General features: G+C 45.7%; 22 protein-coding genes. 13 read left to right on the forward strand and 9 right to left on the reverse strand.

Annotation, left to right across the window (positions count from 1 at the left end; translation table 11 throughout):
- The first annotated feature begins 387 nt into the window (after positions 1-387).
- Both JK154_RS06430 and mdtD read left to right on the forward strand, forming a co-directional pair.
- On the forward strand, positions 388-1086 hold the full coding sequence (locus JK154_RS06430) for a FadR/GntR family transcriptional regulator (RefSeq protein WP_211991698.1): 699 nt from the start codon (positions 388-390) through the stop codon (positions 1084-1086).
- 29 nt (positions 1087-1115) lie between these two features.
- Entirely contained in the window at positions 1116-2510 is a 1395-nt protein-coding gene (gene mdtD, locus JK154_RS06435) for a multidrug transporter subunit MdtD (protein WP_211991699.1), read from the forward strand.
- Here mdtD and rbsR read toward each other — a convergent pair.
- From rbsR to kup, 7 genes are all read right to left on the reverse strand, one after another.
- Positions 2507-3499: a ribose operon transcriptional repressor RbsR gene (gene rbsR, locus JK154_RS06440; protein WP_211991700.1), complete on the reverse strand. Its 993-nt coding sequence runs from the start codon at positions 3497-3499 to the stop codon at positions 2507-2509. The genes mdtD and rbsR overlap by 4 nt on opposite strands.
- Before the next feature lie 3 nt (positions 3500-3502).
- Complete coding sequence (gene rbsK / locus JK154_RS06445; protein ID WP_211991701.1) at positions 3503-4435, reverse strand: ribokinase; 933 nt, start codon at positions 4433-4435, stop codon at positions 3503-3505.
- A gap of 73 nt (positions 4436-4508) precedes the next feature.
- Entirely contained in the window at positions 4509-5396 is an 888-nt protein-coding gene (gene rbsB, locus JK154_RS06450; RefSeq protein WP_211991702.1) for a ribose ABC transporter substrate-binding protein RbsB, read from the reverse strand.
- Positions 5397-5422: 26 nt separating this feature from the next.
- The gene (gene rbsC / locus JK154_RS06455) at positions 5423-6388 is read right to left on the reverse strand and encodes a ribose ABC transporter permease (RefSeq protein WP_211991703.1); all 966 of its coding nucleotides are present in this window, start codon (positions 6386-6388) and stop codon (positions 5423-5425) included.
- A complete protein-coding gene (rbsA, locus tag JK154_RS06460) occupies positions 6385-7899 on the reverse strand; it encodes a ribose ABC transporter ATP-binding protein RbsA (protein WP_211991704.1) in 1515 nt (504 codons plus the stop codon). Before rbsA ends, rbsC begins: the two co-directional genes overlap by 4 nt.
- A gap of 7 nt (positions 7900-7906) precedes the next feature.
- On the reverse strand, positions 7907-8326 hold the full coding sequence (rbsD, locus tag JK154_RS06465; protein WP_211991705.1) for a D-ribose pyranase: 420 nt from the start codon (positions 8324-8326) through the stop codon (positions 7907-7909).
- Between the two features lie 189 nt (positions 8327-8515).
- Entirely contained in the window at positions 8516-10384 is a 1869-nt protein-coding gene (gene kup / locus JK154_RS06470) for a low affinity potassium transporter Kup (protein WP_211991706.1), read from the reverse strand.
- Positions 10385-10587: 203 nt separating this feature from the next.
- On the opposite strand from kup, the gene ravA reads away from it, so the two are divergent.
- A complete protein-coding gene (gene ravA, locus JK154_RS06475; protein ID WP_211991707.1) occupies positions 10588-12084 on the forward strand; it encodes an ATPase RavA in 1497 nt (498 codons plus the stop codon).
- Entirely contained in the window at positions 12078-13529 is a 1452-nt protein-coding gene (gene viaA / locus JK154_RS06480; RefSeq protein ID WP_211991708.1) for an ATPase RavA stimulator ViaA, read from the forward strand. The genes ravA and viaA overlap by 7 nt, the downstream gene beginning before the upstream one ends.
- A 91-nt stretch (positions 13530-13620) precedes the next feature.
- Here the strand turns inward: viaA and JK154_RS06485 are convergent, their stop codons facing one another.
- On the reverse strand, positions 13621-14277 hold the full coding sequence (locus JK154_RS06485) for an NleF caspase inhibitor (protein WP_211991709.1): 657 nt from the start codon (positions 14275-14277) through the stop codon (positions 13621-13623).
- 432 nt (positions 14278-14709) lie between these two features.
- On the reverse strand, positions 14710-15702 hold the full coding sequence (asnA, locus tag JK154_RS06490; protein WP_211991710.1) for an aspartate--ammonia ligase: 993 nt from the start codon (positions 15700-15702) through the stop codon (positions 14710-14712).
- Between the two features lie 155 nt (positions 15703-15857).
- Here asnA and asnC point away from each other — a divergent pair, with 155 nt between their 5' ends.
- The 9 genes from asnC to atpH all read left to right on the forward strand — a co-directional run bounded on the left by asnC (position 15858) and on the right by atpH (position 23044).
- Positions 15858-16316, forward strand: coding sequence for a transcriptional regulator AsnC (asnC, locus tag JK154_RS06495; RefSeq protein WP_211991711.1), 459 nt, complete (start codon positions 15858-15860; stop codon positions 16314-16316).
- 89 nt (positions 16317-16405) lie between these two features.
- On the forward strand, positions 16406-16855 hold the full coding sequence (gene mioC / locus JK154_RS06500) for an FMN-binding protein MioC (protein WP_211991712.1): 450 nt from the start codon (positions 16406-16408) through the stop codon (positions 16853-16855).
- A 369-nt stretch (positions 16856-17224) separates the two neighbouring features.
- Positions 17225-19114 (forward strand): tRNA uridine-5-carboxymethylaminomethyl(34) synthesis enzyme MnmG, encoded by a 1890-nt coding sequence (gene mnmG / locus JK154_RS06505; protein WP_211991713.1) that lies wholly within the window; start codon positions 17225-17227, stop codon positions 19112-19114.
- A 113-nt stretch (positions 19115-19227) separates the two neighbouring features.
- Positions 19228-19851 carry a 16S rRNA (guanine(527)-N(7))-methyltransferase RsmG gene (rsmG, locus tag JK154_RS06510; RefSeq protein ID WP_211991714.1) on the forward strand — a complete coding sequence of 208 codons (624 nt, stop codon included), beginning with the start codon at positions 19228-19230 and terminating at the stop codon, positions 19849-19851.
- A gap of 617 nt (positions 19852-20468) precedes the next feature.
- Positions 20469-20849: a F0F1 ATP synthase subunit I gene (gene atpI, locus JK154_RS06515; RefSeq protein WP_211991715.1), complete on the forward strand. Its 381-nt coding sequence runs from the start codon at positions 20469-20471 to the stop codon at positions 20847-20849.
- Positions 20850-20857: 8 nt separating this feature from the next.
- Positions 20858-21676, forward strand: coding sequence for a F0F1 ATP synthase subunit A (gene atpB, locus JK154_RS06520; protein WP_211991716.1), 819 nt, complete (start codon positions 20858-20860; stop codon positions 21674-21676).
- Positions 21677-21721: 45 nt separating this feature from the next.
- Positions 21722-21961 carry a F0F1 ATP synthase subunit C gene (gene atpE / locus JK154_RS06525; protein ID WP_007369368.1) on the forward strand — a complete coding sequence of 80 codons (240 nt, stop codon included), beginning with the start codon at positions 21722-21724 and terminating at the stop codon, positions 21959-21961.
- A 64-nt stretch (positions 21962-22025) separates the two neighbouring features.
- Positions 22026-22496 (forward strand): F0F1 ATP synthase subunit B, encoded by a 471-nt coding sequence (gene atpF, locus JK154_RS06530; RefSeq protein WP_211991717.1) that lies wholly within the window; start codon positions 22026-22028, stop codon positions 22494-22496.
- Positions 22497-22510: 14 nt separating this feature from the next.
- On the forward strand, positions 22511-23044 hold the full coding sequence (atpH, locus tag JK154_RS06535) for a F0F1 ATP synthase subunit delta (protein WP_211991718.1): 534 nt from the start codon (positions 22511-22513) through the stop codon (positions 23042-23044).
- The last annotated feature ends 6 nt before the right edge of the window (positions 23045-23050 follow it).

Genomic DNA, 23050 nt, shown 5'->3' on the forward strand with positions numbered 1-23050 from the left:
ATGTACCCGAGGGTACTGTAGATATCAATCCTGCGAGTGCCCACACAGATTGTCTGATAAATTGTTAAAGAGCAGTGAGTTGCTTGCTTTCGCTGGCTAACTCGAGGTGGCGTATATTACGCTTTCCTCTTTCAAAGTCAAGCGTTTATTTTCGCTTTTCTTCGACTCACTCGGCGGTTTGTAAACCGTTGTTCCGTGTCAGTGGAGGCGCATTATAGGGAATTTCTGACACCTGACAACCCCTATTTTAAAAAAACTTACTGAGTGCGTTATTTTTTAGCAACATGGGGAAACATTAACCAGAATCACTGTGTTTGGAGTAAAAATCACCCAAGATTTGCAGTCAGTGGCATACTAGCCAATGAAATCTTGTTAAAGGAAGTGTTTATGTCTTTCCCCACACCGCAACGTGCCGCCAAGAAAAACCTTTCTTCTGTCCTGGCAGAGAATATCGCACAACGTATATTAAAGGGTGAATACCCAGCTGGTAGCATTTTGCCTGGTGAAATGGAGTTAGGGTCCTTATTTGGCGTTAGCCGCACTGCCGTTCGTGAAGCCGTCAAGACATTAACAGCAAAAGGGATGTTATTACCCCGGCCCCGCATCGGCACTCGGGTGATGCCACGCAGCCAGTGGAATTTTCTTGATAGAGAACTTCTTGTTTGGTGGATGACGAAAGACAATTTTGGTGATGTTGTGAATGACTTCATTGTAATGCGTCATAGCCTGGAGCCACAGGCTTGTGCTCTGGCGGCCCAGCATAGTGACGACAAACAACAACAAAAACTTATCGGCATAATGAAGCAAATGGTCACTCTGCAAGAACAGTTTGATAGAGCTCGCTGGATTGATATTGACATGGCCTACCATGAATTAATCTATACCATGAGTGGTAATGCATTCATGACTTCTTTTGCCAATTTATTTAGGCCGGTTTACTACAATTACTTTTTTGCCGTCACAGATAACCAGGTCGTTAAGCTGGAATTACACCAGGCAATTGTCGATGCCATCTGCCAACGAGATAGCACTGCTGCGTTTAACGCCTGTGTGGCACTCTTAAATGAACCTATGCCCCATAAATAAGCCGGGCCCATTTAACCATCAGGATAATAATGACTAAAAGTACGCGCAGTATGGCCGGACTGCCTTGGATAGCAGCAATGGCCTTTTTTATGCAATCACTGGACGCCACTATCCTTAATACGGCTCTTCCAGATATAGCCCACAGCTTGCATCAATCACCGCTTGCGATGCAATCAGCCGTGATCAGTTATACCTTGACGGTTGCCATGTTAATTCCCATCAGTGGTTGGCTGGCTGATCGCTTCGGCACTCGGCGCATATTTATTATCGCAGTGTCGCTTTTTACCTTTGGCTCCTTTGCCTGCGCTTTGTCCGAATCATTAAGCCAGTTGGTTATATTCCGTATCGTCCAGGGAATTGGTGGGGCAATGATGATGCCCGTGGCCCGCCTTGCTTTATTACGTGCTTATCCACGCAGTGAGTTACTGCCCATCCTGAACTTTGTCACAATGCCTGGCTTGGTTGGCCCTGTTGTCGGCCCATTACTCGGTGGGGTACTGGTTACTTGGGCAAGCTGGCACTGGATTTTCTTAATCAATATTCCGATTGGGATTATTGGTTTGGTTTACGCCCGTAAGTACATGCCAAATTTCACCACACCAAGACAGAAATTTGATATGCGTGGTTTTTTACTGTTTGGAATTGGCCTTGTGCTCATCTCTTGTGGCCTTGAATTGTTTGGGGAACGTATCGTTGATTCATATATAGGTGTGCTGGTGATGATTGGCGGTATTTTTCTGGTACTCAGTTACATCTATCATGCCCGTCGTGTAAGCACCCCATTGATCCCACTACCTCTGTTTAAAACCCGGACCTTTTCTATCGGTATCGTTGGAAATGTGACCTCCCGCCTGGGAACCGGCTGCGTTCCCTTCTTAATGCCGCTCATGTTACAGGTTGGGTTTGGTTATAGTGCGTTAATTGCAGGTTGTATGATGGTGCCTACGGCATTGGGTGCCATATTGGCCAAGTCCACAGTCACTGAAGTCCTTCGCCGCTTTGGTTATCGCAAAACCTTGTTCAGTATTACGTTTATCATCGGCATTATGATTGCCCAATTTTCCCTGCAATCCCCGGTGCTCGCATTATGGTTGTTAGTATTGCCATTGTTTGTACTCGGCATGGCCATGTCGACACAATTCACCGCGATGAATACCATCACCCTAGCCGATCTGAGTGATGAACATGCCAGTAGTGGTAATAGTGTACTGGCCGTCACTCAGCAGCTATCCATCAGCTTTGGCGTAGCCGTCAGTGCCGCAGTACTGACAGCATTTAAGAGTAATGAAAGCCTGAGCACAGTGGCGCAATTTCACTATACCTTCCTGATTATGGGGGGCATAACCTTGCTATCTTCCCTTGTGTTCCTGGTTCTACGCCCTAAAGATGGACGTCACTTAATTAAGGAACGTCACAAATCTTAAACCGATCCACGCTCAATCAGTTCCGGGGTGAGCTGTAGACGTTGTTGAGCTAAGTCCGGCTGGGCCATGCGATGAATCAGTACATCCACAGCCAGTTCACCCAACGCATCCTTGGGTTGGTGAATGGTTGTGAGCGGTGGTGTCATATAACGAGCCAATTCAATATCATCATATCCCACCACAGCCATGTCCTCAGGAACAGTCAACCCTGCCTGAAACAACGCATGGTAAACCCCAACAGCCATGGCATCATTGCAAGAAAAAACCGCTTGTGGTGGTGTGTCCAGTGCGAGCAACTGCTGCATCGCCACATGCCCGCCACGAAACTCAAAATCGCCAATGATTTCATAACCAGGAAGAACAGGCAGCCCCGCCTGTTGCATCGCTTTGCGGTAACCATCAAGACGCATTCGAGATGGGCTTTTATCAACAGGACCACCAATACAGGCAATCCGGGTATAGCCTTTATTAATCAAATATTGAGTCGCCATCTCCCCACCCAGTAACGAATTATCCTGGATAACATCACACCCTTCATCAACAGGGGACCAGTCCATCATTACCGTAGGTACACCGGGATAGCGATTCATTATCTCAATAGAAGGATGGTGTGTTTCAGTACTGAGCAAGAGTAATCCGTCGACACGCTTTTGCAGCAGCGTCTCAAGATTACGATTCATACGCTGTTCATCCCCTTCGGTATTGCATAGCACCAGGCTGTATCCACGTTCAAAACAGCTTCGTTCTACCCCATGCACCAGCTCAGAATAAAAAGGGTTACTACTGACTGAGATAAGCATCCCGATAGTATGAGTTTGATTCAGCTTAAGGCTACGAGCCAATGCTGAAGGAGCATAATTCAGTGTGTTAATCGCCGTCTCTACTCGCAGACGTGTGGCCTCACTCACAAAGCGATCATTATTAATTACATGAGAAACCGTTGAGGTCGAAACACCCGCAAGGCGGGCGACATCCTTCATAGTCGCCACGAGTTACTTACCCTGCAGCTGTAAAAAATCGTCTATTTCATGACGCCATGGCACCGAAGGCTGTGCACCTTTACGAGTGACCGCAATCGCTGCACCAGCATGGGCAAAACGAATAGCTTCAGCCATGGGCTTGTCTTCCAGTAGTGCTGTCACCAGTGCACCATTAAAAGTATCCCCGGCAGCAATGGTATCCACAGCTTTAACATGGAAACCGGGAACCCGCTGACCAATACCTTTATCACTGAGCCATACCCCACGACTGCCAAGGGTGATAATGACAACCTCAATCCCTTTGGCATGAAGAATGCGGGATGCTTGTGCGGCATCTTCATCATTTTCTACGCGTACACCGGTCAGTTTTTCCGCTTCGGTTTCATTTGGCGTTATCATATACAGCAGCGACAGTAACTCTTCAGGTAGTTCACAGGCGGGGGCGGGATTCAGAATCACTTTAGTCTGGTGCTGATGGGCAATTTTTGCCGCTGCCAGCACACTTTCCAGCGGTGACTCCAGTTGCATTAAGAGCGCCGAGGCTTCACTGATGTTATCTTTTTGCGCATTAACCAAAGCTGGGGTTAAGGCCGCATTGGCCCCGGCATGAATTCCAATAACATTCTCGCCGGCACGATTAACAAAAATGAGCGCGACTCCGGTTTTTGACTCCGGTATCGTGCTGATTGCTGAAATATCAATCTGATCGCTGGCTAATTGCTGACAAACCTGACTCCCCGTATCGTCATCCCCGACACAGGCAATAAATGTAATATCTGCCCCGCTGCGCCCCGCCGCTACAGCCTGATTTGCACCTTTACCACCAAATGCGACTTGATAGTCTTTGCCCGTTACCGTTTCACCTGGTGCAGGAAAGTGATTGAGATTCAAAATATGATCCGCATTAATGCTACCAAGAACAACGAGTTTAGCTGTGTTTTTCATTAATTTAATATCCCGTTAATTGCGCCATCTCAGCACGGGATGACGCAATGTTCTTATGCCATATTGCAGGGAATTACTTCGTAACCAGTTTCAAGTCAACCGGGATTTTTGCTGGAACCGTTTCACCTTTTAGCGCCTTATCAGCAGTAACCACACCAATGACCCCAATTTGGTCTGCCATCTGTGCTACCGTTGCGCCCAACTTGCCACCCTGAACAGCCTTAATACCATCATCTGTTCCGTCAAACCCTACCACCAGCACATCATTTCTACCGGCAGTTTGTAAAGCACGTAACGCCCCTAAAGCCATTTCATCATTCTGTGCAAAAACAGCCTGAACATCAGGATGCGCCGTCAGTAAATTTTGCATAACATTCAACCCTTTAGTGCGGTCGAAGTCAGCAGGCTGACTGGCCAGTACATTGAATTTATGAGCAGCAATAGCCTGCTTAAAGCCTTCGCCACGCTCACGTGCTGCTGAGGCACCAGCGATTCCCTGGAGTTCGATAACTTTGGCACCGTCACCCAGTTTTTCAGCAATAAAGTCACCCGCCATTTTACCGCCAGCCACGTTGTCAGAGGCCACATGGCTCACGACTTTGCCTTGATTCGCAACCCTGTCAAGGGTGATAACCGGAATATTGGCCTGATTTGCCATCTTAACCGCATTGCCTACCGCGTCAGAGTCGGTTGGATTAATCAACAGCAGTTTGGTACCACGTACCGTTAAATCCTGAACGTTCGCCAGTTCTTTGGCTGGATTATTCTGGGAGTCCAGCACCACCAGGGTATAACCCAGTTTATCCGCCTCCTTTTGTGCGCCTTCTTTAAGCGAGACAAAGAACGGGTTGTTTAAGGTGGAAACCACCAAAGCAATGGTCTCTTTCGCCATAGCATTGGCACTAATTGTGGCACTCAATGCAACAACAGAAACCAGGGTAGCCAGTTTTTTCATATTCATAGTGAGTATTCCTGTAGGGTTATGCATTACTGTTTTTTGTTATCTACCAATACCGCCAGCAAAATAACGAGTGCTTTAACGATCATCTGGTAGTAAGAGGAAACACCTAATAAATTTAAACCGTTGTTAAGAAATCCAAGGATAAGGGCCCCAATGAGCGTTCCAACAATACGCCCTTTGCCTCCAGCAAGACTGGTTCCCCCCAGAACAACTGCGGCGATAGCATCAAGTTCATAACCCATACCTGCGGTAGGCTGTGCAGAAGAGAGGCGAGCAACTTCAATAATTCCGGCCAGGGAAGCCAGTAAACCGCACAATGAGTAAACAATAATTTTAACTTTATCTACGCTGATACCAGACAGACGGGTTGCAGCCTCATTTCCGCCCAAAGCATAAATATAGCGTCCTAATCGAGTATGGTGCAGCATGTACCAGGCAGCGAAAAATACAATCGCCATAATCCATACTGGCGTCGGTATCCCTAAAGGACGACCAATACCAAACCAGCCAAACAGGTCCGCATTATCAGAAAAACCGGTATTGATCGGGCTGCCGTTGGTATACACCAGCGTCACGCCACGTAATAACAGCATCATTACTAAGGTCGCGATGAAAGCCTGTACACGCCCTTTGGCCACAATAACCCCAGTAACCGCACCAATTGCGGCCCCCAGCGCCAGAGCGGCAGCAACAGCAACCAATGCATTCACCTCAACGCCGACGATCGAGGCGGCAACCGCTCCTGTTAATGCCAGTAACGATCCCACAGAAAGATCAATCCCCGATGTCAGAATAACCAGCGTCATTCCAACAGCCATAATGGCGTTAACTGAGGTCTGCTGCAGAATGTTGAACAGGTTATTAACAGTAAAAAAATTGGGACTTAAGCTGGATACAATCGCAATCAGTACCAGTAACGCTATCAGTGACTTTTGCTCCATTAACCAGGCTTTAGTAAACCAGCGACGGCCAGCTACGGTTTGTATACTCATTTTGTCCACTCCTGACTATCCAGATGAAGTTTGCCCACTGCTGCTGCCATAAGTTGCTCCTGGGTCGCCTCTGCTCGGGTAAAAATGCCACTCGCTCTCCCTTCATGCATGACCATAATGCGATCACTCATGCCCAAGACTTCTGGCATCTCTGACGAGACCAAAATGATGCTCAAACCATCGGCTTTAAACTGATTAATTAACTGATAAATTTCTTTTTTTGCCCCAACGTCCACACCGCGCGTTGGTTCATCAAGAATCAATACATTCGGCCTGGTCATTAACCCACGAGCAATCGCGACTTTCTGCTGGTTACCACCAGACAACAATCCTATGGGTTGTTCCATTGAGGGGGTTTTCACGTTAAACAATTCGATAAAGTCACTAACGGCAAGCTCTTCTTCTTTATGTTTTAGCCGCCCGGAGGCGCGGCTAAAGTAACGAAGGGCGGTGAGTGACATATTCTCTTTTACCGACATCCCCAGGATCAGACCATCACGCTTACGGTCTTCGGAAATATAAACAATGCCGTGTTCCAGGCCATCCTGAGGAGAACGTGGGAAGATGTTTTTTCCATCCAGCGCTATCTGCCCGGCCGTTTTTGGTAGCGCACCATACAGCACTTTCATCAGCTCCGTGCGCCCTGCGCCCATTAACCCCGACACGCCAAGAATTTCGCCAGCATGCAGAGAGAAAGAGACATCTTTAACCCCAGGACCACAAAGCTTATCAACCTGTAAACGCACGTTACCGGGCTGCTTATCAATATGGGGGTATTGTTCTTCGAGCTTACGTCCCACCATCATCTCAATCAGTGACTCTTCAGTCAGTGACTCGACTTCTCGTTCTGCAACAAAGTGCCCGTCACGAAATACCGTAACATCATCACAAATTTCAAATATCTCTTTCATACGGTGAGAGATGTAGACGATGCCACGCCCCTGATTTCTCAACTCACGGATAACACGGAACAGGGATTCGGTTTCGGTATCCGTTAAGGCATCCGTCGGTTCATCCATAATGATGACCTTCGACTCAAAACTCAGTACCTTCGCGATCTCGACCATTTGCTGGTCACCAATCGATAAATCCCCCACCAGCAGTTCACTGGTGAAGCGCAAATTAAGTCTGCCCAGCAGCTTGTCGGCTTCCCGGTACATCTTCTTCCAGTCAATATTGCCGAAACGCCCGACAAACTCACAACCGAGAAAAATGTTTTCAGCAATACTCAGCTGAGGGATTAGATTTAACTCTTGATGGATAATACCAATCCCTGCCTGTTCAGAGTATTTTGGCCCTTTAAAGCTGGTTTCTTTCCCCAGCCACAACAATGAACCTGCATCTTTGGTATAAATACCAGTCAACACTTTCATCATTGTCGATTTTCCAGCACCATTTTCCCCCACCAGAGCCATAACTCTGCCGGGATAAACATTCAGAGACGCACCAGCCAGCGCTTTGACCCCAGGAAATGACTTTTCAATCCCCTTAAGCTGCAGTAAAGGTTCCATGCTGACCTCAGAAGGTTACACCGGCACAGAGAATAATGTTCGCAAATGGAGAACATTCACCACTACGAATAACCGCCCGACTCTCTGTCGTATATTGTTTAAAGTTTTCGTGACTCAAATAGCTCACAGAGATGGTATTTCCCTGCTGCTGCTGCAACGTTTCAAGATGTGTTAATATTTTTCTATGAAGTTCAGGATTATGCTGTTTTACCTCTTCGGCCAGAATAGCGGCCTCAACTTGCATCTCCTGTGTCACCACCTCAACAACCTGCATAAAACCAGGCTCCCCCTGAGTGAGGGCTAAATCAATACGTGGCGTATTACGAGGAATGGGTAATCCCGCGTCTGCAATAGTGAGCATATCGGTGTGTCCCAGACGGGAGATGACGGCCGAGATGTCTGCGTTAAGTAGCTTGCCTTTTTTCATTATTCACCTCACAAGCGAAACGTTTCGCTCGTTTGCAGTGTAGGTAATGACAAGCCCATATCACAATGAACAAAAACTAAAAATGTGATCGCTATCGAAACGTTTCGCAAACAGATGTCATGGAAATCGTTCCCGGTCTCAGGGAGACACGGCATAAAAAAAGCCTCTTCATTTGAAGAGGCTTTCTCGTTAAATTTCCACCTGAGTTCCTAATTCAACCACCCGGTTGGGAGGAATATCAAATTGATCAGGCGCCCGCAGCGCATTTCTTTGCAAGGTCATAAACAGTCGCCCTCGCATTCGCAAATACCACGGCCGTTTACCAATAATCAGTGATTCATGAGAGATAAAGAATGACGATTCCATAATTTGGCAACTCAGGCCTTCCATTCTGCAGCGGTGGAATACCTCTTCCACATTCGGCGTTTCACGCCAGCCATATCTGGCCACCACTCGCCAGAATGTCGGAGAAAGCTGCTCAATGTTCACTCGTTGAACATTGTGAACATAGGGAACATCTTCGGTACGAAACGTAAGCAGTATCACATGTTCATGTAATACTTTGTTATGTTTAAGATTATGAAGCAAAGCAAAAGGAATTACGTTAACACCACGGGACATAAAAACCGCCGTACCAGGAACCCGTAGTGGTGGGGATTTTTCCAAAGAAACGACCATCGCAGTCAGCGAGTTTCCATGATCATGAATCTTGCGTAATAAGCGAAAGCGTTCACTTTTCCAGGTCGTCATAATGATGAACATAACCAGCCCCAGGCTGAGAGGCAGCCAGCCACCGGAATAGATTTTCACCACATTAGCGAGAAAAAGTGGAACATCAACACACAAGAAAGCCAGCCCTAACAGCAGGACAACCAATTTATTCCAGTGCCAGTTTCTCCGCGCGACGGTGCAGGCCAGTAATCCGGTCAATACCATGGTTCCGGTAACTGCAATACCATAAGCCGCAGCTAAATGACTGGAGTGCTGAAAACCAATTATCACCAATACCACAGCGATAAACAGTGTCCAGTTAACCATCGGTATGTAGATCTGACCGGACTCTCTTTCGGAGGTATGGATAATACGCATTGGGGAAAGATACCCCAGGCGTACTGCCTGACGGGTCAGAGAAAAGACGCCAGAGATAACAGCCTGTGCCGCAATGACCGTCGCTAACGTCGCCAGAATAAGCAGCGGGATAAGTGCCCAGTCCGGCGCTAATAAAAAGAAGGGATTTTTTATCGTTTCTGGATTTTTTAGCAGCAATGCCCCTTGACCAAAATAATTCAGTACCAAAGCGGGGAGTACAGCTATAAACCATGCAATACGAATGGGAACTTTACCAAAATGTCCCATATCCGCATATAACGCCTCCACCCCTGTTATCGCCAGTACGACAGCGCCAAGGGCAAAGAAAGAGACTGTTTTGTACTGCACAAAGAAATTAAATGCCCAGTAGGGGTTCAAGGCTTGTAAAACCTCAGGATTCCCGATAACCGCTCGTCCCCCCAACACCGCGATGGTCACAAACCATAACAACATGACAGGGGCGAATAATTTACCAACAATGCCCGTGCCATGCTTTTGGATAACAAATAGCAATGTCAGAACAGCAATAGAGAGTGGCACTACATAGGCATCAAGGGAAGGGGCTGCAATTTCTAACCCTTCAATGGCCGACATCACCGATATGGCCGGGGTTATCACCACCTCGCCGTAAAAAAAACTTCCCCCAATAAGTCCCATAATAATCAACACAGCGGTACTGCGTGCTGAGGTATTACGCCCCGCCAGAGACATGAGCGTCAGTATTCCCCCTTCCCCTGCGTTATCCGCTCGCATGACGAAAATCAGGTACTTAATAGAAACAACAAATACCAACAGCCAAAAAATCAGCGATAGAAAACCAAATATGGCTTCCCGTTCCACCCCAATACCAAATTGCCCTGAAAGACACTCCCGCAAGGTATATAGCGGACTGGTACCAATATCGCCATAAACAACCCCAATCGCAGCCAGCGTTACAGCTGGTAATGATTGCTTACTCTTTGTGTTCATAAGCCCACTTTTTTATGATCCTGAACAAGTATACCCGGACCTACAGGCTCGCCAAGTATGCATTTAATGACAATAATCATTGTCTTACTGTAAATTCTGTTTATCGTTAATTTGAGCATCTTAGATGCCTGACGAATTATGACATAAAGACGATAATCAGTATGTTACCTTGTAAGAACCCGGTAAAGGATACAAAACTAATTATGGCTCAATCACATTTACTGGCGGAAAGAATTGCTCGCCTCAGTCAGGCACTAGAAAAAGGTCTGTTTGAACGCCAGCATGCCATCCGACTATGTTTGCTCGCGGCGTTAAGCGGCGAAAGTGTCTTTTTACTCGGCCCACCAGGTATTGCCAAGAGTCTTATTGCCCGGCGTTTGAAATTTGCCTTTCGCGATGCCCGTGCCTTTGAGTATCTGATGACTCGTTTTTCAACGCCAGAAGAGGTATTTGGCCCACTCTCTATCCAGGCACTGAAAGATGAAGGACGTTATGAACGTTTAACAGCGGGTTATCTACCCGAAGCTGAAATTGTTTTTCTGGATGAAATCTGGAAAGCTGGCCCGGCAATTCTCAACACCTTGCTTACCGCAATTAATGAACGGAGTTTCCGAAACGGGGCTGGGGAAGAAAAAATCCCAATGCGCCTGCTGGTGGCCGCATCGAATGAATTACCGGAAGCGGACAGCAGCCTTGAAGCATTGTATGACCGAATGCTGATTCGTTTATGGCTGGATAAGGTGCAGGACAAAAATAACTTCCGTTCCATGTTGGTCAGTACCCAGGATGAAAGCCAAAACCCGGTACCGGATAATCTACAGATTACCGATGACGAATATTTCAGCTGGCAACAAGAGATAAGCAATGTTCGCCTGCCTGACAGTGTGTTCGATCTTATTTTCTCCTTACGTCAACAACTAGAGCTGATACCTGGCTCCCCTTATGTCTCAGATCGGCGCTGGAAAAAGGCAATGCGCCTGTTACAAGCCAGCGCCTTCTTTAACGGGCGGGATACTGTTCAACCCATTGACCTTATTCTGCTAAAAGACTGTCTCTGGCATGACAAAGCCACAATGTCTATGATGCAGCAACAGCTGGAAATATTGATGACCGGTCACGCGTGGCAACAACAGACAATGCTGACAAAACTCGTCAATATCACTCAACATCGCATGCAATTACAGCAGCAAAGTAATGAAAAAGAAGCTCTGACGGTCAATAAGCAGAGTGGTATGTTTAGCCGTAAGCCTCAGTATCAGCTCCCTGACAGTCTGACTGGGGAAACACTCACTTTGCTACTGCAAAAACCGCTGCGTCTGCATGATATCGAAGTTATCCATATCACTCTTGCGCGTGAAACGCTGAACCAGTGGCTAGGTAAAGGCGGAGAGATCCGAGGCAAACTCAATGGGATTGGTTTTGCCCAAACACTCGATATGCATGTGGACAATAGCCTGCATCTCACTCTCCGTGATATCAGTCTGCAAGCAACACGCCTTACACTCCCGGGTCATCTGCAACAAGGGGTTCCTGAGGTGATTAAGCAGCAACTGGATGTCCTGGATGCCTTGCTGCATCAACAGCATGAAAGTTTTAACCACCAACAAAAATGCCTCTTTATAGAGAGTGACTGGTTAGCAAAAATTGAAGCCAGCCTGCAAGATGTAACGGTACAACTGCAACAGGCGCGTCAATGCTAAGTATTGAAACACTGGATATTCTCTTATCTATTGCTGAAGGGGAACTCATAGAAGGTATTATCGTTGCTTTACTGGCATCCCCTACGCTGACAGTATTCTTTGAAAAATACCCACGCCTGAAAAAAGCAGTTAGTGAAGACTTACCTCGTTGGCGAGAGCAGCTAAAAAATCGTCTAAAAGAAGGAAAAGTCCCTGAAGTACTGGAACAGGAAGTGCTGTGTTATCAACAGAGCCAAACCCTGAGTTCTGCCCAGCTGGCAGTAAAATTACCTGAAATTATCGCGTTGCTGGAAAGTCTGAACTCCCCTTTTAGTCCGGAAGCTAAATCACTCTGTCCCCCATCATCAGGCATGACTCCTGCCTTACATACCTTATTCTTGCAACGCTGGCGTATCAGTCTGGTAGTTCAGGCCACGCATTTAAACCAACAAATACTGGAAGATGAGCGGGAAACGTTATTAGCAGAAATTCAGAAACGTATGGCGTTAAGTGGCCAACTTGATGCAACCCTGGCAGAGAACGATACCGGAGCCGGTAAATTATGGGATATGAGTAGTGGTGCCCTGAAATATTCTGACTATCAGCTTATCGTGCAATACGGGGATTTTCTTGCCAGTCAGCCTGAACTGATCAAACTGGCGGAGCAACTTGGACGTTCACGGGAAGCAAAAGCCATACCACGTGAGCAAGCACCCACTGAGCGCTGGCACACGTTAGTGCGTGAACCCTCCAGCGTTCCAGAACAGGTGGATGGCTTGCAACTTGGTAACGATATTTTACGCTTGCTACCTACTGAGCTGGCCACATTGGGGATCACAGAGCTGGAATATGAATTCTACCGGCGTCTGGTAGAAAAACAGCTACTCAGCTATCGGCTTCATGGGGACTCATGGCGGGAGAAAGTGATTGAACGTCCGGTTTCACGCCAGGATTTTGATGAGCAACCCCGTGGCCCATTCATTATCTGCGTGGATACTTCTGGTTCTATGGGGGGATTTAACGAGCAGTGTGCTAAAGCCTTTTGCCTGGCCTTAATGCGTATTGCACTGGCTGATAATCGTCGCTGCTTTATCGAAATGTTTGCCCATGATGTTATTCGGTATGAGGTCAGTGGGCGAGATGGCCTGGAACAGGCTATTCGCTTTTTAAGCCAGCGTTTTCATGGGGGAACAGATTTAGCCAACTGCTTGCGTTCAGTGATTGAACGCATGAAGGGCCCTGAGGGCTACGATGCGGATGCCGTGGTGATTTCCGATTTTATCGCCCAGCGTTTGCCAGATGATGTGATTAATACGGTAAAAACACTGCGCCATCAACATCAGCACCGATTTCATGCAGTCGCCATGTCAGGGCATGGTAAGCCCGGTATCATGCGTATATTCGATCATATCTGGCATTTTGATACCGGGATTAAAAGCCGCTTAATCCGCCGTTTTAAACGCTAGATTAAAGCAGCCATATAAACTTACCCCAACTATCGTTCTCAGCACACAGATATATGTTACGAACGACAGAACATGATATTTATTCAACGCATTAATTTACTTCAATAGCACCACAATTATAAATAAAATCAGGGACCCTTGCAGAGAAGTTATGCATTAAAAGACTCACGGCGGAAAGGTCACCATACAGACTGGATGAGTGTGGGATTCTCACTACATCAACAGGAAAAGAGTCACCCAGAAAGTTTACTGCCGCATCCTGAATATCATTAAAAGTAGATACCCCGCTATTATCAAATGTATTTGAATTAGAATTTAATGCTTCAGAAACTTCTTTTAAATCTTTAATGACTTCATAATAGCTCACAAGCTCTTTAATATATAAATCTCGGTGCTGAGTATTTATATCACTGGCTAATTCACCATGAACATCCACACAGCCCTCATTCTTAATAACAAAGAAAAGACCTCGTTTTTCAATTAATTCATTCTGAAGTTGTCGTAAATACTCCCCCATTTTAATTTTTAATTCTTCCAACTGACTAATACTGTCTGTCATTTCCATTTCATATAATATATTTAAAACAGACTGCTTTTGATATCGTCCCATCAAGTGATAAGCGGTTAGTTCTGTAACGAAAGAGTCATTATGCTGTGTTTCATCATCAAGATCCAGTACCAGACTATCGAGTGATATCTGCCTGGATGTCATGTTGTGAGAAGAAAAATCTGAACCTATTTCACTCATGATAAACTCCTTTTTTCGATAAAAAGCAACTCTAATTGATATGTACTATTATTAATGAAATCAATCAGGGTGAAATAAAATTAATTTACTTCACCTGTGTTATACATTGTGATAAATAGTCAGCAAAAAATATATGCTGAAAAACATCCTATATTAAGGGAATGAAATAATAAATTAAAAATCGCTTTTTATCACATAGAAAAATAATGGGGTGGAAGTAAACAACTTAGTCAATCATATATAAAAATCTAATAAGTTGAAAAAAGAATTGGTCTGATAGGGAGTAATTTATCTGTATGAGAATAATAATATAATTAGTTCTTTTGGAAATTAATTGAATTAAATATTATTAAACCCATTATTTAATATAAAAACCCGGTATCATTTCTGGCGTTTGATACCGGGTTAGATTACGGGCAGGAACTGGCTGTTTTACAACAATTCGCTCACTTGTGTCTTAATTTGAGTTGGCCATACACCACACTGAACTAAACCAATATGTGGCAATTGTAATAACAACATGGTTAAACGAGACTGACCAATCCCACCACCAATAGTCTGCGGCATTTCACCTTTAAGCAAAGACTGATGCCATTCAAGCTTCAGGCGATCTTCATCATTAGTCAGTGCTAACTGACGTTTAAGTGCCTCTGCATCCACGCGGATCCCCATAGATGACAGCTCAAAAGCGTCTTCCAGAACGGGGTTCCACACTAAAATATCACCGTTCAAACCAGCAAAACCCGGCTCAGTCGTTGTTGACCAGTCATCATAATCAGGGGCACGTACATCGTGACGTTTACCGTCTCCCAATGCTCCCCCTATTCCCATAAGAAATACAGCGCCTAACTCTTTTGCGATAGCACGTTCACGCCCTTTAGCATCCAGGTCGGGGTAACGCTGCTGTAGTGTTTCACTGTGAACAAAATGGATATTCTCTGGCAAAAATGGCGTCAGTCCTGTTTCCTTGGCCACCTCAGTTTCGGTCGCTTTAATTGCAGCCCAAATGCTTTCAACGGTTTTATGCAGTGTGCCTAAATGACGTTCCCCATCCCCCATTACGCGTTCCCAGTCCCACTGATCAACATAGACAGAGTGAATAGGTGACAGACGATCTTCATCAGGGCGTAAGGCTTTCATATGCGTGTAAAGCCCTTCGCCCGCACTAAAGTCATGCTGGCCGAGTGTTTTCCTTTTCCATTTTGCCAGTGAATGTACGACCTCAAACTGAGCATCAGGAATCGCTTTAACTCTGACCTGTACTGCCTTTTCGCTTCCGGACAGATTATCTTGTGTGCCATCACCTAAGCGGCTAAGAATCGGGGCCTGAACTTCAATCAGCCCCAGTTTCTCTTCCAGCTGACGAGAGAAGAAGGCTTTAACAAAACTAATCTGGCGTTGTTTAGCGATGTAGGCAGTTTTCATGATCTTTCTCTTTATTGTGTTGTCCCTGTAAATCATTAAGCAACAAAACTGAGAGTAAATTCAATAATCAACAATTAAAAAGGCCACCTTCTTTTTAATTCAATAAAAAAAGGGTATAAAAAATGATAAACCAATATCTTTCATAGGAAAAAACAATGAATAATTATCAAATCGATAATCTTGATCGCGGGATACTTGAAGCATTAATGGAAAATGCACGCACTGCATACGCTGAGTTAGCAAAACAGTTTGAAGTCAGCCCTGGTACTATTCATGTACGTGTAGAGAAGATGAAACAGGCTGGGATCATCACCGGGGCTCGGATTGATATCAGCCCTAAACAGCTTGGTTATGATGTTTGCTGCTTTATCGGCATCATATTAAAAAGTGCCAAAGACTACCCTTCAGCCCTGGCAAAACTGGAGAGTCTCGACGAGGTAACAGAAGCCTATTACACCACAGGCCACTATAGTATTTTCATTAAAGTGATGTGCCGTTCGATTGATGCACTACAGCAAGTACTTATCAACAAGATCCAAACAATTGATGAAATTCAGTCCACTGAAACATTGATCTCGCTGCAAAACCCGATCATGCGTACCATACGTCCTTAAACATTATATTTAATACCCATATTATCCACAGGTAGATCCCTGCTCATTCACAGCGTACAATGTGCGACGATCTAAAAAGGTGGGGTACCATGGTGGATATAACTCTGATTAGCGGCAGTACGCTCGGTAGTGCTGAATATGTGGCAGAACATCTGGCAGAAAAGCTGGAAGAGGCAGGATTCAGTACCACGACGCTGCATGGGCCACAACTGGAAGATCTTCCTGATGAAGGTTTATGGCTGGTGGTCTCTTCAACCCACGGTGCCGGGGATCTACCGGATAACCTTTTACCTTTATATACCGCAATCCTTGAGAAAAAACCGGATCTGAGTCGTGTTCAGTACGGGGCAATAGGGATTGGCAGTAAAGAATACGACACCTTCTGTGGGGCGATCGAAAAAATAGATCAACTTTTCACAGGATCCGGGGCGGTACGACTGGGGGAAATCGAGAAAATTAACGTACTCGATCATGACATTCCTGAAGATCCGGCCGAGATTTGGCTTGATTCCTGGAAAAAATTACTCCCTTTTGTGTAAAGATCGAGCATTTAAATGTGGATAACTACACTTAAAACCTTGTAGTAACCCGTAGTTATCCAAGGTATAACACCTGCTCACTTTCTGCTCTGTGTATAAGTATGCACTTTGATCCCAGCTTATACGCTCCAGGATCACCAGTCATTCACAGTAAATGATCCTTAATATCCTTTTGATCTAAAAGCGGTAAAAAGGGTTATCCACAGAAGCTGTCGATCCTAATAAGAGATCATAATAAGAGATCTTTAAATAAAAAAGATCTTCTTTTAATTAGCGATGATCCCACCACTTCCTCCTGGGACTAAAGTTGAGTAGAATCCTCAGCCCGGGCAGTTATAATCCTCATCGCAAAATCGCGAGGCAGTTACCATGTTTTATCAAGATCCTTTTGACGTCATCATTATCGGCGGGGGTCATGCAGGCACAGAAGCGGCAATGGCTGCCGCTCGTATGGGTCAACAGACCCTGCTTCTGACACACAATATCGACACACTGGGGCAGATGTCCTGCAATCCGGCTATTGGTGGTATTGGCAAAGGACACTTGGTCAAAGAAGTGGATGCACTCGGTGGCTTAATGGCTCAGGCTATCGATCATGCAGGCATTCAGTTTAGGATACTAAACGCCAGCAAAGGCCCTGCTGTAAGAGCCACTCGCGCTCAGGCTGACAGAGTCCTTTATCGTCAGGCGGTACGCACAGCCCTTGAGAATCAGCCTAACTTAATGATCTTCCAGCAAGCTGTTGAAGATCTTATCGTTGAGAACGATAAAGTGACCGGCGTAGTCACTCAAATGGGGCTAAAATTTCGTGCCAAAGCAGTGGTACTGACCGTAGGAACATTCCTCGATGGTAAGATCCACATTGGCCTGGATAACTACAGCGGTGGTAGAGCGGGAGATCCTCCGTCGATCCCGTTATCTCGCCGTTTACGGGATTTACCTCTGCGTGTCAGTCGGTTAAAAACAGGTACACCACCGCGTATTGATGCCAGAACCATTGACTTCAGTGTGCTAGCCCAGCAACACGGTGATGAACAATTACCTGTATTCTCGTTTATGGGAGATGTCAGTCAGCATCCAAGGCAAATACCTTGCTACATTACTCATACCAACGAAAATACACATGAGGTTATCCGTAATAACCTCGATCGCAGCCCGATGTATGCCGGCGTTATTGAAGGTATCGGCCCACGTTATTGCCCTTCAATCGAAGATAAAGTCATGCGGTTTGCCGACCGTAATGCGCATCAGATCTTCCTTGAGCCAGAAGGTTTAACCAGCAACGAAATTTATCCAAATGGTATCTCTACCAGCTTACCTTTTGATGTCCAAATGCAGATTGTACGATCGATGAAAGGCATGGAAAATGCACGGATCGTTCGTCCGGGCTATGCCATTGAATATGATTTTTTCGATCCGCGAGATCTGAAACCAACGCTGGAAAGTAAGCTCATTCAGGGACTGTTTTTTGCTGGCCAAATTAATGGTACTACGGGCTATGAAGAAGCCGGTGCTCAAGGCTTACTGGCGGGGCTTAATGCAGCCCGTTGTGCTGATGAGAAAGAAGGCTGGTCCCCACGTCGTGATCAAGCTTATCTCGGGGTTCTGGTTGATGATCTTTGTACTTTGGGTACCAAAGAACCCTACCGCATGTTTACCTCGCGTGCAGAATACCGCCTGATGCTACGTGAAGATAATGCTGATTTGCGCTTAACGGAAGTTGGTCGAGAATTAGGTCTGGTAAGCGATGAACGTTGGGCGCGCTTTAACGCTAAACTTGAGATGATTGAACAAGAGCGCCAGCGCCTGAAAGATATTTGGTTGCATCCGCAGTCTGAGGGCATTGCTGAAGTGAATGTCCAGCTCAGTGCTCCACTGTCTCGCGAAGCCAATGGTGAAGAACTGTTGCGCCGCCCTGAAATGACTTATGAAACGATGGTTAAGCTGCCTGTGTTTGCTCCGGGGCTCCTTGATGCTCAGGCCGCAGAGCAAGTTGAGATTCAGATAAAGTATGAAGGCTACATTGCCCGTCAACAAGAGGAGATCGAGAGGCAACAACGTAATGAGAACACCTTGTTACCTGAAACTCTCGATTATCGACAAGTTAATGGTTTGTCTAATGAAGTCATCGCGAAGCTGAATGATCACAAACCCGTTTCTATTGGGCAGGCATCGCGCATTTCTGGTATTACGCCAGCCGCTATTTCGATTTTACTGATCTGGTTGAAAAAGCAAGGATTACTGCGCCGTAGTGCATAAATGATCATTGATAACCCTTATTTATTGACCGGATCGTTATCCTTAAAAATACAATAAGGTTCGTCGTCAGTCTCAGGCCAGGGTTTCCTGGCCTTTTTTAATAGGTTTTAACTGTGCTGAACAAATTATCTCGCTTACTGAATGATGAAGGTATTACGCTCTCTGAGCATCAACAACAACAACTGGTCGATTATGTCGCGTTGCTCCATAAGTGGAATAAAGCTTATAACTTAACGTCGGTACGTGACCCGGAAGAGATGCTGGTACGCCACATTATTGACAGCATTGTGGTGGCTCCTTATTTGGAGGGGCGTCGATTTATTGATGTTGGCACCGGGCCTGGCTTACCTGGTATTCCCCTTGCCATAGTGTGTCCAGATGCTCATTTTACTTTACTGGATAGCCTGGGTAAGCGAGTGCGCTTTCTGCGTCAAGTGAAGCATGAACTGAAACTGGATAATGTGACACCTGTACAGAGCCGTGTAGAAGCGTTCTCAGCAGAGCCACCTTTTGACGGTGTCATTAGCCGTGCATTTGCCTCACTTACTGACATGGTTAACTGGTGTCAGCACTTGCCTGCTGAATCCGGACGTTTCTATGCATTAAAGGGGGTTCGTCCAGATGACGAAATTTCTGTATTACCTGCGGGATTTGTTGTTGAAGACATTGTCAGATTGACGGTAAAAAATTTGGAAGGTGAGCGCCATTTAGTGCGTATAAAATCTGTCAAATATTAATCCGTATCAAAGAATCATGTGATTAACCCTGATTTTAGTACGTTAACAAAAAAGCCGGGTAATATGAATAACTGTCATATTAATTCACAATAAATTAACTTTTTCATTAACAAACAAGAATGATTATCAAATAGTTTCTTTGGTTATCATTTCAGTTTAAAATATAAACATCCTAAAAATGAGCAAAACACAGATTAATGCGATCTTGAAACATTGATGGGAATGTCAAATAAAGGTTTCTTGACGTATTAGGACTGTTTTAACAAGATTTAATTAATTAATCTATATTAATCAGTTTGTTATCTTTGCTTCATTACGTTTCAACAAAAATGTTGATAGTACTGAAATACGGGATTTGTGATCAAATGCACACTTTATAGTGAGTGATTTTCACCCATTTTATCGTTATCAGGTCGTTTGAGTGGCGTATTAAAAGTTATAAAAATGCCCCGTAGAAAAATATTTAAATATTTGTTCATGTTTTCGCTACTTATTGTTTGAAATCACGGGGCCGAACCGTATAATTTGCTCGCTTTTCGAGGCTTGACTCTCACTAGCAAAGGCTGTCTTATTACGACACGCAACCTTCTTCGAAGGAGCCGGGAGTAGATAAACTCATGTCAGTGTCGTTTTACATTGGAAGTGTCGCTCGCAAACTTCTGTTACTGCAGTTTTTGGTAATGCTGGCAATCGGATTGCTGTTTTGCTTAAAGGGCCCTGTTTGGGCTCTCTCTGCATTAGGCGGAGGCATGGCAGTTTGGCTGCCAAATGTATTATTTGCTTTTTTTGCCTGGCGCCATCAGGCACACACACCTGGTAAAGGCCGCATATCCTGGTCATTTGCTTTTGGTGAAATCGCGAAGATGATCGCAACCTTTGCTATTCTTGTGGTGGCGCTGGCGTATTTTAAAGCGGTTTTCTTGCCGCTAATAGTGACGTGGGTTTCGGTGCTGGTTGTGCAGATACTCGCACCAGCTGTAATTAACAACAAAGGGTAAGAGTCATAATGTCTGCAGGAGAAATCTCTACACCGCAGGAGTATATAGGCCACCATCTGACTCATCTTCAGTTGGACCTGCGTACTTTCTCGCTGGTGGATTCGCATAACGCCCCGGACACATTCTGGATACTCAATTTAGACTCCATGTTTTTCTCCGTTGTCCTGGGTCTGTTGTTCCTGGTGTTATTCCGCAAAGTTGCCAAAACAGCAACCAGTGGTGTTCCGGGTAAACTCCAAACAGCAATTGAGCTAGTTATTGGTTTTGTTAATGGTAATGTCAAGGACATGTACCACGGCAAAAGCAAGGTTATCGCTCCTTTAGCGTTGACGGTATTCGTTTGGGTCTTCTTGATGAACTTTATGGACCTGATCCCCGTCGACCTGCTACCTATGATAGGTGAGCATGTCTTTGGTTTGCCAGCATTGCGTGTTGTTCCGTCTGCTGATGTGAACGTCACTCTCTCGATGGCATTGGGCGTGTTTATCCTGATTCTATTCTACAGCATCAAAATGAAAGGCATTGGCGGCTTCACGAAAGAGCTGACGCTGCAGCCGTTCAACCACTGGGCATTAATTCCTATCAACCTAATCCTTGAAGGAGTAAGCCTGCTGTCTAAACCTATATCACTGGGTCTGCGACTGTTCGGCAACATGTATGCCGGTGAGTTGATTTTCATTCTGATTGCTGGTTTGTTGCCGTGGTGGTCACAGTGGATTCTGAATGTGCCGTGGGCCATTTTCCACATACTGATCATTACGTTACAAGCCTTCATTTTCATGGTTCTGACGATAGTCTATCTGTCGATGGCGTCTGAAGAACACTAATTTTACTAACTAGTACGTTTTAACTGAAATAAACTGGAGACTGTCATGGAAAACCTGAATATGGATCTGCTGTACCTGGCTGCCGCTGTGATGATGGGTCTGGCGGCAATCGGTGCTGCGATCGGTATCGGCATCCTTGGAGGAAAATTCCTGGAAGGCGCTGCTCGTCAACCGGATCTGATTCCTCTGCTGCGTACTCAGTTCTTTATCGTCATGGGTCTGGTGGATGCTATCCCGATGATCGCTGTCGGTCTGGGACTGTACGTGATGTTTGCTGTCGCGTAGTGAACGTTGCTTTAAATTAAATTTAAGCAATATCAAACGTTAACTAATAAAGAGGCATTGTGCTGTGAATCTTAACGCAACAATCCTCGGCCAGGCCATCGCGTTTGTCCTGTTTGTTCTGTTCTGTATGAAGTATGTATGGCCGCCGTTAATCGCAGCCATCGAAAAGCGTCAGAAAGAGATTGCTGACGGTCTTTCTTCTGCAGAACGTGCTAAAAAGGACCTTGACCTTGCACAGGCCAACGCGACCGACCAGCTGAAACAAGCTAAAGCGGAAGCTCAGGTGATTATTGAACAGGCAAATAAACGCCGTGCTCAGATCATTGATGAAGCGAAAACTGAAGCAGAGCAGGAACGGACTAAAATCGTTGAACAGGCTCAGGCAGAAATCGATGCGGAGCGTTCACGCGCTCGTGAAGAACTGCGTAAGCAAGTGGCTCTGCTGGCTTTAGCCGGTGCCGAGAAGATAATCGAACGTTCCGTAGATGAAGCTGCTAACAGCGACATCGTCGATAAACTGGTCGCTGAACTGTAAGGAGGGAGGGGCCGATGTCTGAATTTGTTACTGTAGCTCGCCCCTACGCCAAAGCAGCTTTTGACTTTGCCGTCGAACACAACAGCGTAGAAAGCTGGCAGCGTATGCTGGCTTTTGCCGCCGAAGTTGCAGAAAATGAGCAGATGACAGAGCTCCTGTCTGGTGCTTTAGCACCGGAAACGCTCTCTGAGTCGTTTATCGCTATCTGTGGTGAGCAACTGGATGCCAATGGACAGAACCTGATAAAGGTGATGGCCGAAAATGGACGTCTTAAGGTGCTACCTGATGTTCTGAAGCAGTTTATTCAACTGCGTGCGGCTCTTGAAGCCATGGTCGAAGTCGAAGTGACTTCTGCCAGTGCGTTGAGTGATACACAGCTTTCGAAGATCAGCGCTGCGATGGAAAAACGTCTGTCACGCAAAGTGAAGCTGAATTGCAATATTGATAAGTCTGTAATGGCAGGTGTTGTCATCCGTGCGGGTGACATGGTTATTGATGGTAGCGTACGCGGCCGTCTTGATCGTCTGGCAGACGTCTTGCAGTCTTAAGGGAAC

The organism is Citrobacter sp. JGM124, assembly GCF_018257795.1.
In the GTDB taxonomy this organism is placed as follows: Bacteria; Pseudomonadota; Gammaproteobacteria; order Enterobacterales; family Enterobacteriaceae; genus JGM124.

Bases quoted from the DNA above. Each gene is read 5' to 3' on its own strand.
- JK154_RS06430 (WP_211991698.1), top strand. From the start codon at position 388: ATGTCTTTCCCCACACCGCAACGTGCCGCCAAGAAAAACCTTTCTTCT.
- mdtD (WP_211991699.1), top strand. From the start codon at position 1,116: ATGACTAAAAGTACGCGCAGTATGGCCGGACTGCCTTGGATAGCAGCA.
- rbsK (WP_211991701.1), bottom strand. From the start codon at position 4,435: ATGAAAAACACAGCTAAACTCGTTGTTCTTGGTAGCATTAATGCGGAT.
- rbsB (WP_211991702.1), bottom strand. From the start codon at position 5,396: ATGAATATGAAAAAACTGGCTACCCTGGTTTCTGTTGTTGCATTGAGT.
- rbsC (WP_211991703.1), bottom strand. From the start codon at position 6,388: ATGAGTATACAAACCGTAGCTGGCCGTCGCTGGTTTACTAAAGCCTGG.
- rbsA (WP_211991704.1), bottom strand. From the start codon at position 7,899: ATGGAACCTTTACTGCAGCTTAAGGGGATTGAAAAGTCATTTCCTGGG.
- rbsD (WP_211991705.1), bottom strand. From the start codon at position 8,326: ATGAAAAAAGGCAAGCTACTTAACGCAGACATCTCGGCCGTCATCTCC.
- kup (WP_211991706.1), bottom strand. From the start codon at position 10,384: ATGAACACAAAGAGTAAGCAATCATTACCAGCTGTAACGCTGGCTGCG.
- ravA (WP_211991707.1), top strand. From the start codon at position 10,588: ATGGCTCAATCACATTTACTGGCGGAAAGAATTGCTCGCCTCAGTCAG.
- viaA (WP_211991708.1), top strand. From the start codon at position 12,078: ATGCTAAGTATTGAAACACTGGATATTCTCTTATCTATTGCTGAAGGG.
- JK154_RS06485 (WP_211991709.1), bottom strand. From the start codon at position 14,277: ATGAGTGAAATAGGTTCAGATTTTTCTTCTCACAACATGACATCCAGG.
- asnA (WP_211991710.1), bottom strand. From the start codon at position 15,702: ATGAAAACTGCCTACATCGCTAAACAACGCCAGATTAGTTTTGTTAAA.
- asnC (WP_211991711.1), top strand. From the start codon at position 15,858: ATGAATAATTATCAAATCGATAATCTTGATCGCGGGATACTTGAAGCA.
- mioC (WP_211991712.1), top strand. From the start codon at position 16,406: ATGGTGGATATAACTCTGATTAGCGGCAGTACGCTCGGTAGTGCTGAA.
- mnmG (WP_211991713.1), top strand. From the start codon at position 17,225: ATGTTTTATCAAGATCCTTTTGACGTCATCATTATCGGCGGGGGTCAT.
- atpI (WP_211991715.1), top strand. From the start codon at position 20,469: ATGTCAGTGTCGTTTTACATTGGAAGTGTCGCTCGCAAACTTCTGTTA.
- atpB (WP_211991716.1), top strand. From the start codon at position 20,858: ATGTCTGCAGGAGAAATCTCTACACCGCAGGAGTATATAGGCCACCAT.
- atpE (WP_007369368.1), top strand. From the start codon at position 21,722: ATGGAAAACCTGAATATGGATCTGCTGTACCTGGCTGCCGCTGTGATG.
- atpH (WP_211991718.1), top strand. From the start codon at position 22,511: ATGTCTGAATTTGTTACTGTAGCTCGCCCCTACGCCAAAGCAGCTTTT.